The organism is Bacillus sp. z26 (genome assembly GCF_058313635.1).
Window position 1 is genome coordinate 626203 of record NZ_JBZFQM010000001.1, and the last position, 15233, is coordinate 641435.

General features: G+C 38.4%; 17 protein-coding genes. 2 read left to right on the top strand and 15 right to left on the bottom strand.

All coding sequences use genetic code 11. The features are described from left to right. Window positions 1–8 precede the first annotated feature (8 nt). The 7 genes from spoIIIAC to AC4G3K_RS02920 all read right to left on the bottom strand — a co-directional run bounded on the left by spoIIIAC (window position 9) and on the right by AC4G3K_RS02920 (window position 4639). The gene (spoIIIAC, locus tag AC4G3K_RS02890; protein WP_491075779.1) at window positions 9–212 is read right to left on the bottom strand and encodes a stage III sporulation protein AC; all 204 of its coding nucleotides are present in this window, start codon (window positions 210–212) and stop codon (window positions 9–11) included. A 20-nt stretch (window positions 213–232) separates the two neighbouring features. Then, window positions 233–748, bottom strand: a complete 516-nt coding sequence (gene spoIIIAB / locus AC4G3K_RS02895; protein WP_491075780.1) for a stage III sporulation protein SpoIIIAB — start codon at window positions 746–748, stop codon at window positions 233–235. Continuing rightward, window positions 745–1668, bottom strand: a complete 924-nt coding sequence (spoIIIAA, locus tag AC4G3K_RS02900; RefSeq protein ID WP_491075781.1) for a stage III sporulation protein AA — start codon at window positions 1666–1668, stop codon at window positions 745–747. Before spoIIIAA ends, spoIIIAB begins: the two co-directional genes overlap by 4 nt. Window positions 1669–1960: 292 nt before the next feature. Further along, window positions 1961–2518 carry an elongation factor P gene (gene efp / locus AC4G3K_RS02905; protein ID WP_491075782.1) on the bottom strand — a complete coding sequence of 186 codons (558 nt, stop codon included), beginning with the start codon at window positions 2516–2518 and terminating at the stop codon, window positions 1961–1963. A 21-nt stretch (window positions 2519–2539) separates the two neighbouring features. Beyond that, entirely contained in the window at window positions 2540–3601 is a 1062-nt protein-coding gene (locus AC4G3K_RS02910) for a M24 family metallopeptidase (RefSeq protein ID WP_491075783.1), read from the bottom strand. Window positions 3602–3604: 3 nt separating this feature from the next. After that, window positions 3605–4057, bottom strand: a complete 453-nt coding sequence (aroQ, locus tag AC4G3K_RS02915) for a type II 3-dehydroquinate dehydratase (protein WP_491132421.1) — start codon at window positions 4055–4057, stop codon at window positions 3605–3607. A gap of 69 nt (window positions 4058–4126) precedes the next feature. After that, entirely contained in the window at window positions 4127–4639 is a 513-nt protein-coding gene (locus AC4G3K_RS02920; RefSeq protein ID WP_491132422.1) for a YqhR family membrane protein, read from the bottom strand. 133 nt (window positions 4640–4772) lie between these two features. Here AC4G3K_RS02920 and AC4G3K_RS02925 point away from each other — a divergent pair, with 133 nt between their 5' ends. Next, complete coding sequence (locus AC4G3K_RS02925; RefSeq protein ID WP_491075786.1) at window positions 4773–5720, top strand: DUF1385 domain-containing protein; 948 nt, start codon at window positions 4773–4775, stop codon at window positions 5718–5720. Window positions 5721–5807: 87 nt separating this feature from the next. Then, window positions 5808–6200 (top strand): SA1362 family protein, encoded by a 393-nt coding sequence (locus tag AC4G3K_RS02930; RefSeq protein WP_491132423.1) that lies wholly within the window; start codon window positions 5808–5810, stop codon window positions 6198–6200. A 124-nt stretch (window positions 6201–6324) separates the two neighbouring features. On the opposite strand, the gene AC4G3K_RS02935 is transcribed toward AC4G3K_RS02930, so the two are convergent. From AC4G3K_RS02935 to splB, 8 genes are all read right to left on the bottom strand, one after another. Then, on the bottom strand, window positions 6325–6939 hold the full coding sequence (locus AC4G3K_RS02935) for a hypothetical protein (protein WP_491075788.1): 615 nt from the start codon (window positions 6937–6939) through the stop codon (window positions 6325–6327). Further along, window positions 6936–7556, bottom strand: coding sequence for a phosphate starvation-inducible protein PhoH (locus tag AC4G3K_RS02940; protein ID WP_491132424.1), 621 nt, complete (start codon window positions 7554–7556; stop codon window positions 6936–6938). Before AC4G3K_RS02940 ends, AC4G3K_RS02935 begins: the two co-directional genes overlap by 4 nt. 284 nt (window positions 7557–7840) lie before the next feature. Then, a complete protein-coding gene (locus tag AC4G3K_RS02945) occupies window positions 7841–8662 on the bottom strand; it encodes an ABC transporter ATP-binding protein (RefSeq protein ID WP_491132425.1) in 822 nt (273 codons plus the stop codon). Next, a complete protein-coding gene (locus AC4G3K_RS02950) occupies window positions 8663–10153 on the bottom strand; it encodes an ATP-binding cassette domain-containing protein (RefSeq protein WP_491132426.1) in 1491 nt (496 codons plus the stop codon). Next, a complete protein-coding gene (locus tag AC4G3K_RS02955; protein ID WP_491132427.1) occupies window positions 10137–11024 on the bottom strand; it encodes an ABC transporter permease in 888 nt (295 codons plus the stop codon). Before AC4G3K_RS02955 ends, AC4G3K_RS02950 begins: the two co-directional genes overlap by 17 nt. A gap of 91 nt (window positions 11025–11115) precedes the next feature. Then, window positions 11116–12699, bottom strand: coding sequence for an ABC transporter substrate-binding protein (locus tag AC4G3K_RS02960; RefSeq protein WP_491132428.1), 1584 nt, complete (start codon window positions 12697–12699; stop codon window positions 11116–11118). A gap of 461 nt (window positions 12700–13160) precedes the next feature. Further along, entirely contained in the window at window positions 13161–14057 is an 897-nt protein-coding gene (locus AC4G3K_RS02965) for a patatin-like phospholipase family protein (protein ID WP_491132429.1), read from the bottom strand. A gap of 69 nt (window positions 14058–14126) precedes the next feature. Then, a complete protein-coding gene (gene splB, locus AC4G3K_RS02970) occupies window positions 14127–15155 on the bottom strand; it encodes a spore photoproduct lyase (RefSeq protein WP_491132430.1) in 1029 nt (342 codons plus the stop codon). Between the last annotated feature and the right edge of the window lie 78 nt (window positions 15156–15233).

The window sequence follows — 15233 nt, forward strand, 5'->3', positions numbered from 1 at the left end:
CAAAATTTCTATTGAAATAAAAACACGGATTTAATTCGATCAATTAATTGACCTACCACCTGTGCCACATTAAATAAAATATAGATAAAGCTTACCAATATGACCCACTGGGAATATTCTTTCTTTCCCACCTGATCGAGAATCGTAATAATAAACGCGACAATCAGCCCAACACCTGCAATTTTAAAAATAATATCGATATCAATCCCCATTACCGGCTATCTCCCTCCTGCTACATCAATAAAATGGCTATTAGCAGGCCTGCAAAGAAACCCAGACTTCTCGCCATCTTGTCGTATTTCAACTGTTTATCAGCCGCATCTGCTTCTTCCCTCTCAAGATGAACCAATGCCAGTTGAATTTGCTTTTGCTGGCTCTCTCGATCATGTTTTCCCAAAGTTTCTCCAAATTGAAGAAGGATATCTATTTCTTTTTGCTGCAATTCTGACTGCTTTCTTACAACTTCTAGACTTTCCTTCCAAGCTGACGATACCGACTGATTAGCTGAACCCAACCTACTTGCAAAGTCTGTAAAAAGAATCGAAATGGGGGCAGGAATTTGTTTTGCCAGTGTTAAAACAGCTTCCTTTAGAGGAGAATGTCCATACATGATTTCTGCTTCCAAAATTTGAAGTGCTGAGCGTAAATCACGGATATGTTTAGGTCGGGCGATTAATTTTTTAGAAACCTCAAACCCAATAAGGGACGTAGCCAAAATGATCAATACTGCACCCAAAATTTTAATCATACTCTCACTCTTTCCCCATCATATAAAACCCTGCCTGTACGATCTTTTATTTTAGATATACTCCCTGGCTTATCTGTTCGCCTTAGTTCCACGATTCTTTCAAAATTAGCTTCCTTTACGATGTTTTTCATAATTGGCCTGGCTAATATATCATTAAGCGAATGTCCGTGTGCCGTTATAAATAGGGTTATGCCGGCATTAACCGCTTCCATCATGGCTTCCGAGTCTTCTATTCTTCCAATTTCATCAGCTACAATAATTTCAGGGCTCATGGAGCGGATCATCATCATCATTCCTTCAGCCTTTGGGCAGCCATCGAGAACATCTACTCTGATACCGAACTCCATTTGTGGAACTCCTTGAACACATCCGGCAATTTCAGATCGTTCATCAACAATTCCAACTTTCATTGCAGGAATACGGCTAGATGGATTTCCAAAAGTGGCATAGCGGGCTAAATCTCTCAAGAATGTTGTTTTCCCTGTCTGCGGCGGTCCAATGATCAAAGTCGATAGCCAGCGATTATGATATAAATATTGAACCCAATCATTAACCATCCCCTTCTTTTGTCTGGCAATCCGAATATTGAAAAACGTAATATCCCGCAACCCCTTGACTCTCCCATTTTCGAGGATGACTCTCCCGGCCAAACCAACCCGATGTCCCCCCTCAACTGTAATATAGCCGCGTTTCAGTTCTTCCTCTAACATATAAAAGGAATACTGACTGACTTTATTAAGAAATAAATCTGCATCTTCCCTTAATACTGGCTTGTGTCCATACATGATATCTTTACCTGACATCACTTCAAGCGGTCTACCAACTCTTATTCTAATTTCTTCTATATCCTCCAGCTTATTGGTTAAATTTTTTAACTGAGCACCTATAGCCGGAGGTAACAATTCAATAATAGAATCCATTTCTCTCCCTCGCCTGGTCTGTCATTATTTAAAATGTATTCATGGACAGGCCGTTTATGACTTCTTCCAAACAAAAAGAGGGGCATTTATAAATAAAGAGCAAGTGAATCTCTTAAAATAGATGAATAATAAAGAATTGAATCGAGAGAAGAGAGATAAATAACCGGTATTTTAAAATAGGAGTGAAAGAAGGAGTGATGGATAAGAGGTCGAATTAGGAAGGCAGTTTTAAAAGACCCAAATGAAATGAAAAAACTCCCGGATAATTCTCCGGGAGTTTGAAATCTACTTATTAACCTCTTGATACATAAGACGCATCAGAAGTATTGATGATTAATTTGTCACCTTCATTTACAAAGAAAGGAACTTGAACAGTAAGACCTGTTTCAACAGTAGCTGGCTTCGTTCCGCCTGATGCTGTATCTCCTTTGATACCCGGTTCTGTTTCAGTTACCTCTAAAGTAACAGTTGTCGGAAGTTGCACACCAAGTGTTTCGGCTTGGAACATCATGATAGATACTTCCATGTTTTCTTTCAAGAATTTCAATTCATATTCGATTTGCTTGGATGGCAATTCGATTTGATCATATGTTTCGTTATCCATAAACACATGATTATCGCCGCTTGCATATAAGTATTGCATTTTACGGTTTTCAATATGTGCTTTTGCAACTTTTTCACCAGCACGGAAAGTTTTCTCCTGGATCGCACCCGTACGAAGGTTACGTAATTTAGAACGTACGAACGCAGCTCCTTTACCGGGTTTTACGTGTTGGAATTCAATTACTTGCCAGATACCGCCATCTACTTCAATCGTTAGTCCAGTTTTAAAATCATTAACAGAAATCATACAATATAGCCTCCTACAGCCTTATAAAATAAGTAAATCTTTTGTTGAATGAGTGAAGGTTTCGTTGGAATCCTCCGTTATGAGGAGATCATCCTCGATTCTTACTCCTCCAACTCCAGGTAAATAAATACCAGGTTCACAAGTGACAGTCATGCCTTGTTCCAAAATAACATCTGATTTAGCAGAAAGTCCAGGACCCTCGTGCACTTCAAGTCCAATCCCATGTCCAAGGGAATGACCGAAATATTCGCCATATCCTTTGGCAGCTATGATATCTCTTGCAAGAGCATCAGCTTGTCGACCTGTCATACCCGGTTTAATATGCTCCATTGCATATAACTGAGCTTCCAGGGTAACGTCATATATTTTCTTTAATTCACTAGAAGGTTCACCGACCGCTACTGTACGTGTAATATCAGATATATACCCATTATAAAGGGCACCATAATCCATTGTGACAAAATCGCCATTTTCTATTACTTTTTCTGTGGCAACACCGTGCGGCAAAGCAGAACGGGCACCAGAAGCGACAATGATATCAAATGAGGAGGAAGTTGCCCCTGCCTTGCGCATAAAGAACTCCAATTCATTTGATACTTCTATTTCAGTTAAACCTGGACGAATATACTCAATAATGTGTTTAAATGCAGCATCTGCTATGTCTGCTGCTTCCTTTAATATCTTAATCTCTTGCGGTGTCTTAATCAAGCGCAATTTTTCAACAATATTGGAGAGAGGGATGAGTTCACCTTCTACAACTGATTCATAAGATTTATAGGTAGAGAAAGTAAGATCATCCTGTTCAAACCCGATTCTTTTGACACCTATTTCCTTTAACTGGGACGCCACTTCATTTTGAATCGGTCCGCTGTGTTTGATAATCTCAAATCCTACTGCCTGTTTGCCTGCTTGCTCCACGTATCTAAAATCAGTAATAAATTTTGCTGTCTTTTGGGAGATAATAACTACCCCTGCAGTACCAGTGAAATTAGAGATATATCTGCGGTTATATGGGTTTGTAATGATGATGGCATCAATATTTTCCTGATTTAATCTTTCACGTAATCTCTGAATTTTTTCCATTGATTAGACCTCTCCCTTTTCTTTAGTAGTCAATAAAGCACGCAGCGCCAATTCATAGCCATTCAGCCCCAGGCCTACAATTTGACCCTTTGTTACAGGAGCGGTAACTGATTGATGACGAAAAGGTTCTCTGGCATGGACATTTGAAATATGTACTTCGATTACTGGAACTGAAATAGAGGCAATTGCATCTCTTATTGCATAACTATAATGGGTGTATGCTCCCGGATTTAAAATAATCCCCGCAGCCGAGTGTGCATCCGCTTCATATAGCGTATCAATAATTGCCCCTTCGTAATTAGATTGAAAACACACCAATTGAGCGCCGAGTTTTACTGAATGATTCGTTAACCACTCTTCAAGTTCTGCAAGAGTCGTACTTCCATAAATATCGGGCTCTCGCTTGCCAAGATAATTTAAATTTGGTCCGTTGATTAAATAAATTTTTTTATCCATAACCAGGCTCCCGTGTTTTAAAGTGATATTAACAATTTTAACACAAGAGTGAAAAATACCTCTATAGAATTACTGAACAGGTTCGACTTTTTCTTTCTTTCCTTCCTTCGCTTCCAATTCCCTTTCATGGTATTCATAACTGATGGAGTATCCCACAAATAGTCCATATAAAATAAAAATACATAATGTCGTCACAATTGTATCTTTGGATAATTCCCACACCGTTTTCATTCCTGGAAATAAAGGTCTTAAAACCAGGAAAGCTATTCCCCAAAGTACAACCCCATAGCCGATACCCACCCAATAAGATGTTAGTTTACGAAAGATATAAGAGTAGATATAGGCAAAAATGATAGAAATAATGCACAGGCATACTATTGAGAGCGCCACTCCCATCCATCCTTTCACAAAATCTGCTTTCACCCATGTACGAAGCAGGAATGTTGGACCTATTTCTGTAAAATGAAAATAGTTACAGATTTGAAATATCCCTCCCCAAAGCAGTCCTCCAAAAAATCCAACAGAATTAACCACAGCATAATAGCCCATCGGCTTTTTCAGCTTTTCTTTCGCTGTTTCCATTTTCCAATCACCTCACAACTGCTAGTATGTGCGAAATAGGCAAAGTTCATAAGAAAAATGGAAACAATCACTAGTGAAAATGAGAAAAATTCTGTAGAATAGATAGTATATATAACTTAACTATTATGGAGTGATGAAAAAATTGGATAATAAGCCAATCTACGGCGGACAGGCTGTAGTGGAAGGTGTTATGTTTGGCGGCAAACACTGCACCGTAACTACTATTAAACGAAAAGATGGTTCATTTGAATCCTATGCACTACCAAAAACCAGCCATCCCCTGCTGATCAAATTAAAAAAAATCCCGTTTCTGCGTGGGATTGTGGCCTTATTGGAATCCAGTGCTATCGGCTCCAAACACTTATCATTTTCAACAGATCGATATGATGTTGACCCTGCGGATGATCATAAAATTCAAGAAGAAGAAACATCCAAACTGGGTATGATTCTGGGTGTAGCAGGCGTGGGAATTTTATCCTTTATACTGAGTAAATTACTTTTTACTGTGGTACCCATCTTTTTGGCTGTTATCTTTAAAGGCATTGCCCCTGGAGAAACAGTACAAGTATTATTGGAGGGGTTTTTTAAACTCATATTATTGCTCCTATATATCTATATTGTATCGTTGACACCGCTCGTAAAGAGAGTTTTTCAATATCATGGAGCTGAACATAAAGTTATCAATGCATTTGAAAGCAATAAAGAGTTAACGGTGGAAAATGTTCGTAACGCCTCGAGACTGCATTATCGATGCGGAAGCAGCTTTATATTGTTCACCGTGATTGTTGGTGTATGTATATATATGTTTGTTCCTTCAGATGTACTTTATATCCGTATTTTAAACCGAATTGCATTAATTCCAGTCGTACTGGGTCTATCGTTTGAAGTTTTGCAGTTAACGAATAAAGTTCGTGATCTTCCTGTTTTACGGTTTTTAGGATATCCGGGTCTGTGGCTGCAATTATTAACAACCAAAGAACCCAATGATGAACAAATTGAGGTAGCAATCGTTTCCTTTAACAAAATGCTCGAAACAGAAAATAGCTATAAACAAGGTTTAATGGAAGAAAAAATAGTGTAAAGAATATTAAAAGAAAAAATAAATTCCTTGCCGACTGTTTATCTTTTCCTAAATATGCCAATGATACTCTTAAAGGAGGTGCTTTCTGTGAATCGTAAGAATTCGATGATTTTTGTTTATATCCTTCTTGGTTTCGCAGCTTTGGGACTTATATCCACCTTAAGAAATGATCCGTTCCAACTGATTAAAAATGTGCTCGTTGGAGTCGTCGTTGTTGGTTTAATGTATTTTATTTTTACACGATTCAGGAAAGGTAACTCGGGTAAAGAGTATCAGGCATACAGCAAAGCGGCCCGAAAAACAACTAAGAAGAAACGTAAATATCAAATAATCAAAACAAAAAGAAGCAGAAATAATTCACATGGATTAACCGTTATTTCTAAAGAACAAAGGATTAACAGACCTAAGAAAAAGTCAGACGTCAAACTGACTGTCATAGAAGGAAAGAAAACAAGAAAAAAAAACCGCGCCCTTTTTTAAAGAGCACGGTTTTTTATTTTGCTATACCCGTAAAAGACGTCCCACATTATGAAGATTCAACTCTTGCATAGCTCGAATTTACCATAATAAGACGACCCAGCTCACGAATCATCCCAAAAGGATATTACGCTCTTTTAAAATCTCCACAGTATAACCATGGAAAAAGACCATCTAAAAATCGTTCGGTTGCCGGCATAAAATAGGACCCATAATGATAGTCTGGATCTAGTGTTGTTATAATCCAGGTACCTTTCGTTGATTCTTCATCAATGTACAGCACGGAACCACCATCTTCTGTTGCAATAAGAGTGGTTGCATGCTCAGGTGGCCAAAATACTCCATGTTGATGCCATGTTGAATCCTCCAACGAAATATAATTGAAAAATTCATGTTGATCATTTTTAGCAACTAAGCCACTGCTTGCATTTTCCTCAAGCCACCACCAGAAATTGGTTGGGCGTTCTTCCCACTTTTGATTAGGAAGCCATTCCCATGGTTGTGGACCCATAGCCACAATAATACCACCTTGATTGGCAAATTTATAAAATTTATCTTTATTATCAAGCAGTATTTGGCCATTTAATTGAGAAGGGATTATCAACACATCGAACCCTGTTAAATCGAAATCTTTCAATTCAAGCTGATAAATAAGAGAATCTATAAACTGTGCATATTTTGGTTCATGAAATGTTCTATAATGTGGGGCATGTCCGCCGTAAATCACTGCTATTTTTCTCATGATACCTGAACTCCTTTTGTACGGTCTGCTTCCTTTTTAAGAACCTCGATGAATTGAGGAGTGATTCGGTTTGATGTATTTTTTCGATTTTCATACCCAAATAGATTTCGTCCAGCATGGACAATAACTGTCCCTTTCGTTGTTTCACGATCAATATATGTAATTACCTTTCCATCTGTAAATGTTAGGCAAACTTCTGCATTTTTTGGTGGAAGGTAATAACCTCTTGCAAAGAAACCTGCAACTCCCTTCGTATAAACCATATCCTCTACTTCCACACCTCTAAAGATGGATGAATTTTCAGGTACTTCTACTAGGTAATCCTGATAGCCGCGAATCTTTTTAGGCATTATTGGCATACACCCCGGCAGCCACGCTCTAAATAAGTGCCCACAAAAGACAACAATCTTTCCTTTATTTAGAAATTGTTCAATTTTTTCTTTATGTGAATACAGATATTCCTGATCTGCAAAATCCGTAACAACCAAGACATCGTATGAGTCTAATTTAATAGTAGCCAACTCGTACTCTTCTATCTTAGTATGTGAGCCGGAAGATAAATCGGTTTTATAATTAAACGCGTGATTAGGACACAGTTCCAGTATATTAAGTTCCATTGTTTTCTCCTCCTTGTGTTTTGTAATCTAGCTTCAGGACCTAACCGCTCGAGACATAAGTGTGGTCAACTGCAGGAGGAAAGAACACCTCCTTCCGAGCCTCTGTCTTATGCTTTTCGAGCCTGACCAGTTGTTTCAGCTTTTTATGTAATCCAGCTTCAGGGCCTAACCCCTCGAGTCATAAGTGTAGCTGCTGCGGGAGATGAAAAGCGCTCTCCCTACGCGCCTCCTCTTATGCTTGTCGCGGCTGAACAAGGCCCTTCAGCTTTTTGATTAATCTAGCTTCAACTCCTAGTCCCTCGAGTCATAAGCATAGCCTCTGCAGGAGGGAAGAACGCCTCCTTCCGAGCCTCTGTCTTATGCTTTTCGGGCCTGACCAGTCGTCTCCGCTTTTTCTGTGATCTATTTTCAAAATATAGGCATGCGTCTACCAATTTTTTCGTATATGGATGTGTGCAATGGTAAAGAATTTGTGAGGGAGGCCCGCTTTCGACAATGGTTCCTTCCTCAAGTACCATCATTCGATCCGCTACATTACTGATCGACTGAATTCGGTGAGTAATGTATAAAACAGACATATGAAATTCAACCTGAAATTTCTTTAAAAGATTTATAATTAATTTTTCTGTTTGCGGATCCAGAGCAGAAGTGATTTCATCGGCTATTAATAGTTTAGGATTCATTAATAAAGCTCTGATAATAGCCAATCGTTGTTTCTGCCCGCCGGAACATTGGCTTGGTTTTTTTTCCAATAAATCCATTGGTAAATCTGCTATATCCATTAATTCTTTAATTTTCTTCTTAATAGATTCTAACTTTTCTTTTTTAAGTACAAGCGGTTCCATCAAACTTTTTTCCATCGTCCAAAACGGATTAAAAGAACGCTCAGGATTTTGATAAATATATTGTATTGTACAACAAGGTTCTGTTTCGATAATTCCACTTGTCGGTGATTGAATCCCCATAATGATTTCGGCAGTTGTGGATTTGCCAGATCCTGATTCTCCAATTAAACAAACAAACTCATTGCACAAAATCTCAAAATTGATTTCCTTAAGCACTGTTTGATTATGGTAGCTTTTATTTACATCATGAACCCTTAACATTTATTGCACTTCCTTCATGAGTTTTTTATCAGCTAAACTAAAAATCCGGTCTGAGATTGCATAGGCCACATCCAAATCATGCGTGATAAATAAGAGACTGATACCATGTGATCGAACTCTATTTTCAAGGAGTTCCACTATTTCTTTTTTCAAGATCGGATCCAATGCACTTGTACATTCATCCGCTATCACAAACGCAGGTTTATGTACCAAAGAGAGCGCGATTAGCGCCCGGCTTAACATGCCTCCAGAACATTCATGCGGATATTTATTCAGAATATCCTTACTTAAAGCGACTTCTTCTACACTTTTTTCAGCTTGTTCAAGGCTTATACCTGTTTCTAAAAACTGTTCTCTCAATTTTAGTACGGGATTAAATGCCACTCGGGCATCCTGATAGATAAATGAACATGTTTTCCAATAGTGCTTTTTCTTAAAGGATTCATTCCTAACTGACTCACCGTCATACGTAACATCACCTATCCAGTTCTGCACCGGCAATAAGCCATATAGGGCCCGGGCTATCGTTGTTTTTCCACTACCGGATGGGCCGATTAAACTGACAATCTCTCCTCTTTTAATGGTAAAGTCGATATTCTCAACAATTGTTTTCTCATCGTATGAAACAGATTCCAAATGACAGCATAAATCTCGAGACTTCTCAACAGTAGCTAAGGGTATTAGTTGTTTTTTCGCCTTTTGTGGCTTTTCCTGCTTCTTCTCCAATAAAAAGGCTAGTGAAATCGTTGTGATGAGCAGCATTACCACTGGCGGTAAAACAATCCAAATCCATTGACCGGTTAAAAAAATAGATGTCTGGGAGAAAGCTGAATTCAACATGCTTCCCCACGATATTACATTTGGATCACCCAAACCCAAGAATGCTAAACCTGCTTCTGTCAAAACAGCAGATTGAAAGGTCATAACAAACTTTGTTTTTATAATAGGCCGCAACTGCGGTAGAATATGAGATTTCAATACATAAAAAGAACTGCCTCCAAATAGGGCCGAAGCCTTTACAAACTCTCTTTCTTTTAACGTTAATACAGAAGATCGAATAATTCTCATATAGCCTGGCCATGATAATAAACTTAAAATAACAACAAGCTGAACAACGCCGGCTCCTGTAAACGCAACAACCAATAAAATTAAGAGCAGGTTGGGAAGGACTAATAAAATATTGGCCAATCCATTAATAAACTTATCGAATCTCGGCAAATAACCCGCTGCCAGACCCAGTAATACACTCAAAACTGTTGAGCACAAAGCTATACAGAGCCCGATTAAGACACTCGTTCGCGTGCCGTATAATAATTGGCTGAATATATCCTGGCCCAATCGATTTGTTCCCAGCCAGTGCTGAGATGATGGAGTTTCAAACAAACCACCGCTATAATCCATTGCGGAATAAGGTGATAATAATGGACCCATAAATGCAAGCAAACCCACAAAAACTAAACATAATAAAGGGAGCTTATAAAGCTTTTCCAATATACTCGCCCCCTTTAACTCGCGGATCTAACCTCGGATATAAAGAATCGGCCAGTGCATTGCAAATCAAAATCATAACCGAAAATAATAAAAACAGTCCATGCATCAATGGATAATCACGGGAAAGAATAGACTCTTTTAATAATTGCCCAATTCCTGGATAAGAGAATAATGTTTCTACAAAGATTGCACCTGTAAAAGTGAAGCCAATTCTTATCATAATCAGTGTAAAAATAGGTATTAAAACATTTTTAAAGGTATGTCGGTAAATTAAACGAAACTCCCTTACACCTTTCATCTTGGCAAATTCCATAAAAGGCGAGGAAGCTACCTGAATCGTTTCATTTCGAACAAGCAAGTAGATTCTTGTCAGGTTCACAGTGGTAAGTGTAACTATCGGTAAAATGGCATGTTTTGCAGTATCTTTAACCTTTGCCCACCCCAATTCACCGTCCATAAATGGCGTATGGGCTCCGCTCATTGGAAGAATATTAAGCATTACAGCAAATACGATCAGCAATAGCATTCCGAATAAAAATTCAGGTAAAGCACCAATAGCCAGCATTGTCGACATTAATGTTTTATCACCTTTCCGATGATTCACCCACCCGGATAACAATCCTAGAACAATTCCGATCACGATTGATAGAATAGAAGAAATCCCAACAATCCACAGCGTATACGAGATGTGGCCCATTATGATATCTGTAACAGGTAATTTATAGGTATAAGAAAACCCAAAATCAAGCTGAACAAGGCCGTTTAAATAATCAAGAAACTGTTCAGCCATTGAGTCATTTAGCCCATAATAGTCAATCATGGAATTTTTTTGCTGTTCTGTTAAGGTCGCTCCACTTTCCTGCCCCTCCAAATATTCGAGAGGTCCCCCTGGCATAAGTCTGGGGAGACAAAAATTTAATAGGATCAAGATAAGCAGAATTGAACCGTACAGCTTAAAAACTTTACTCATAGTCAATAAACGCTGCCTTGTTATCTGTCAATGGAATGCCATCCGAGATACCTCCGTAGGTGTTAAACCAGCCATCAAATACTTTGGCATCATACACAAAATAGAATGGGCGATGGTAAAGGACTAATGTTGGCAACTCTTCGGATAAAATATCCTGCATAGAATCAATGGTTTCTTTACGTTCTTTTCCATTTTGAGATAATTGCAAGGTGGCAAGATTGCTAAATTCTTTATGATTAAATACTGCATTGCCGGCATAAGCATTACTTGCCTGACCTGAGAACCATAAACGGAGGAAGTCAGGGTCTCCGCTTAATCCAATATGACCTGTAAGAGCCATATCATATTTGCCCTCACTTAAAGCAGTTGTAAAGGTAGCTGTGTCCACCGTTTTGATTTCCAATTTAACCCCAACATCCGCGAGCATCGATTTCATTAATTCCGCTTCCTGTGAAGTAGAGGAAACTAAAACTCTTAAACCTAAATCTTCCCGTATTCCTTTTTTATTTTTTTCGTAGCCAAGAAAATCTAACATCTCATTTGCTTGATCCACATCATAGCCATATTGTTTTACCTCTTCATTAAACCATTCGGAATCCGGAGGAATCACCCCTCCACTGCCAATCAAGGTATTAGAATTCCCCAATACTTTTTCAGCTATCTCCCCACGATTCAGTGCATAGGCAAGAGCTTGACGGAGTCTTTTATCGCGTAATTGTTCATCCTCTAAATTAAACACAATACGTACAGCACTTCCTGTCGGATTACTTTGAAGTGCCTTATACCCCTGATTTTCCATCTGCTTCACTTCTGTATAGTTATAGGTCATGCCACCGGAGATTTCACCCTTTTGCAGAGAAAGCATATTATTCTCTACATTTAGGTATTGAACTTCTTCAACTGTCACATCACCTTTAAAATAATCCTCATAAGCCATGTAACGATAATTTCCAGTGGAATTATTATAGTTGTCAAGAATATATGGACCTGTCCCAATTAATGCATCTTTTTGCGTATATTCGAGCGGATTGTCGATTTCCTTCCAGATGTGTTCCGGAATAATTGGCAGAATACCAGCGATTTCAGTGATAAACGGAGAATATTCCTCTGTTAATGTAATCGCAACTTTATAGTCTGAGATTTTCTTTAGTGAACCTACTTTAGACATATCAGCGTTCCATTGGAAAGCGTGCTTTTTAAAATAGTTATATGAAAAAACAACATCATCCGCGGTTAATGTTTCACCATCGTGAAAATGCACATTTTTTTCTAAATTGAAGGTATAGGTTAGCTTGTCCTCAGATACTTCCCATGAAGAAGCCAACCAAGGAATCACCCCTGTCTCATCTTTCCATGTAAGAGAGTCAAAAGTAAAGCTACTTCGCAAATAACCTCCGGGCCCATTTGAAGTAAACGTAAACGGAGAAGGAAACCCGCTATCTCCCCACGCAATCTTTACGACTTTATTATTATCTTCCGCCTTTAAATCTGCATTTTTATTTGATGAAGCGTTACCACTAGAACACCCAGCAAGGAGGATGATTATTGATACCAGTAAAACTGAAATCCTATTCATTCTTGCAACTTCCTTTCAACTATTAGTTGATTATTATCATATATTAATTGATAATGATTATCAATATCATTATTGTGAAAAATTATACTGTTATTAAAAATGCGAAAAATGTCCTACTAAACAAACCATCCTATTTCTCCTTAATAAGTGGTAAAATTTAGAAAATAAGAGTGATCAATCTTATAAACTATCAAAGCATTGCCATATTGTTTAAATATCACCCTTTTGAGAAAAGACTTTATTAAAGTTCATTGTTGATCTATAAGCTGGTTGATCGTAGTGATTGCCTGAGACTCCTTGCTTAGAAAAGTGAGGCCTAGGGAGACACACAGGCGTAAATCGCCGAGGAGGCTCCCAGACCGCCCGCGGAAAGCAAAGGCTAGAAACGCAACATTTAATCATAACAGAGCAAAAAAAAAGCCCCTGCCATTTCGCAAGTGCTGTAAATAATTTCATTTATATCATTTAATTCGATAAACCCAGTGCTTTAAGAACTGAATTGCTGCTTCACTCCCTTGTTCGATTAATCTGATTCTGCGTTCATCCGACACGGAAAATTCTAAAAATCCAGTCTCCTTCACAGGAATAAATAAAATATTACTGACAAATTTTCTTGATATATATCTGGAATCATGCGCATTTCTCATCGTTTCAAATAAGGATGTAAAAAGTTCAATCGCATTATCAATCTTGCGTTCCTGAACTAATGTTTGCTGATTTTCTGGAACAATCCTTAATCCTAATACTGGCCTTTCCGGAATGACATTTTCCCGATCGAACAACCACATCGGAAAATTACTTAAAACCCCTCCATCTACTACAATTTTTTTCTGTCCAACCGTACGTAGTATAATCGGTTGAAAGAAAAAAGGAACAGAGCAGCTCATACGGATTGCTCTTGCCACTGAAAACTGTAGGGGGTCTATATTGTATTTAATCAAATCATCCGGCAAGACCATCAAGCTTGCATTTGTAAGATCGGAGGCAATTACTCTCAAGTGCTTATCTGGAAGATCTGCGAATGTCCTGATATTCTTTTTTGCTAACACTTCCTCAATCCACAATTCGAGAGCGTCTCCTTTATAGATCCCCATACTCCAATATAATTTAAGCCATCTTGCAAGCGGAAATCGGATTCTTTTCTTTGATTCCAACAACTTCGTTAATTTAACAGTTTGCATGAGTTCGTATACTTCCCGTCCAGAATACCCTGCGGCAATAAACCCTGCAATGATGGCTCCTGCGCTTGTTCCCGCCATCCTTTTAAACTTGTATCCCCGTTCTTCCAATTCCATCACTGCACCTATTAGCGCAAACCCCTTAATACCTCCCCCAGAAAACACTCCATCTATAAACAAATAAACCCCTCCCTCTGGATTTATCGTCTTTACACATTACTAAGCAGAGGGAGAGGATTTTAGAACACATCAGGTAAAGTACTGAATTTCTGCATTTGGGAAAAATTCATGGATTGAATTTTGGATGTGGGTTTTTAAAGCATTTGCTTCATCATCAGGATATATATATTTTCCTATGCCATATTTTCCCCACTTATATTTCCGCTTTGTTTCATCCATTTCAAGCTTAGTCTTAGGATATCTAGCCTGTATGACTTTTTTTGCCGGTTTCGTAAAGCGATGTTGGATGAGTTCAAAACTGATATTCATCATTGACAACTCTGCACCCAATGAATGCTTTAATCGTTCAAATAATTCGTAATATCCGTCTTCCCAGCCTTCATGCATATAAATCGGAGCCACAATAAACCCAAGCTGGTACCCGGCAGCTGCGACTTTTCGCGCAGCCTCCAGACGCTCATCAAATGAGGAAGTTCCAGGTTCAAAATTCTTTATCACATAACGCGAGTTGATGGAAAACCGAAAACTTGTTTTTCCATTATGCCTGGCATCAAGTAAATGGTCGACATGATGAAATTTCGTCACAAAACGTAATCTTCCGTATTCTGTACTGCCAATGAAATTAATTGTTTCTTTTAAGGAATGTGTGAGATGGTCAATCCCTACAATATCAGATGTACATGCTGCTTCAAACCGGGTGATTTCAGGCGCTCTTTGTTCCATATATTTACTCGCCTGGTCAAATATTTCTTCAAGATTCACATAGACTCTAATATAAGGCTTACTGCCGAGAGTCGTTTGTAAATAACAGTAATGACAGTGCCCCATACATCCTGTAGCAAGGGGAATTGCATACTCAGCAGATGGCTTTGACGTATCAAACTTTAATGTTTTTCGGATTCCAACCACCATTGTAGATTTGGCGACTCGATATTTTTGCAACTCATTATCACCCGGTAGATCTCGAATCTGATTATGGGAAGTCGTTTGCCTAATCTCAACAGGCAGGCTCTGAAATTTTTCATATAGTGCCTTTCCCAAAGGATACTCCAGGGCTTTGGGTTCAAAATAAACTAATTGAGGAATAAATGGTTTCATTTTTTTCACCTACTTTAAAGATAGTATGTACAGAAATACAAAAAAGGATGGCGTCAATCATTGCCATCCTTTTTCCTA

Excerpts from the sequence above, each read along its gene's own strand:
- splB (WP_491132430.1), bottom strand. The coding sequence starts at position 15,155 with ATGAAACCATTTATTCCTCAATTAGTTTATTTTGAACCCAAAGCCCTG.
- efp (WP_491075782.1), bottom strand. The coding sequence starts at position 2,518 with ATGATTTCTGTTAATGATTTTAAAACTGGACTAACGATTGAAGTAGAT.
- AC4G3K_RS02940 (WP_491132424.1), bottom strand. The coding sequence starts at position 7,556 with ATGGAACTTAATATACTGGAACTGTGTCCTAATCACGCGTTTAATTAT.
- AC4G3K_RS02920 (WP_491132422.1), bottom strand. The coding sequence starts at position 4,639 with ATGGAAACAGCGAAAGAAAAGCTGAAAAAGCCGATGGGCTATTATGCT.
- AC4G3K_RS02945 (WP_491132425.1), bottom strand. The coding sequence starts at position 8,662 with ATGTTAAGGGTTCATGATGTAAATAAAAGCTACCATAATCAAACAGTG.
- spoIIIAC (WP_491075779.1), bottom strand. The coding sequence starts at position 212 with ATGGGGATTGATATCGATATTATTTTTAAAATTGCAGGTGTTGGGCTG.
- AC4G3K_RS02960 (WP_491132428.1), bottom strand. The coding sequence starts at position 12,699 with ATGAATAGGATTTCAGTTTTACTGGTATCAATAATCATCCTCCTTGCT.
- AC4G3K_RS02935 (WP_491075788.1), bottom strand. The coding sequence starts at position 6,939 with ATGAGAAAAATAGCAGTGATTTACGGCGGACATGCCCCACATTATAGA.
- AC4G3K_RS02925 (WP_491075786.1), top strand. The coding sequence starts at position 4,773 with ATGAAAAAATTGGATAATAAGCCAATCTACGGCGGACAGGCTGTAGTG.
- AC4G3K_RS02910 (WP_491075783.1), bottom strand. The coding sequence starts at position 3,601 with ATGGAAAAAATTCAGAGATTACGTGAAAGATTAAATCAGGAAAATATT.
- aroQ (WP_491132421.1), bottom strand. The coding sequence starts at position 4,057 with ATGGATAAAAAAATTTATTTAATCAACGGACCAAATTTAAATTATCTT.
- spoIIIAB (WP_491075780.1), bottom strand. The coding sequence starts at position 748 with ATGATTAAAATTTTGGGTGCAGTATTGATCATTTTGGCTACGTCCCTT.
- spoIIIAA (WP_491075781.1), bottom strand. The coding sequence starts at position 1,668 with ATGGATTCTATTATTGAATTGTTACCTCCGGCTATAGGTGCTCAGTTA.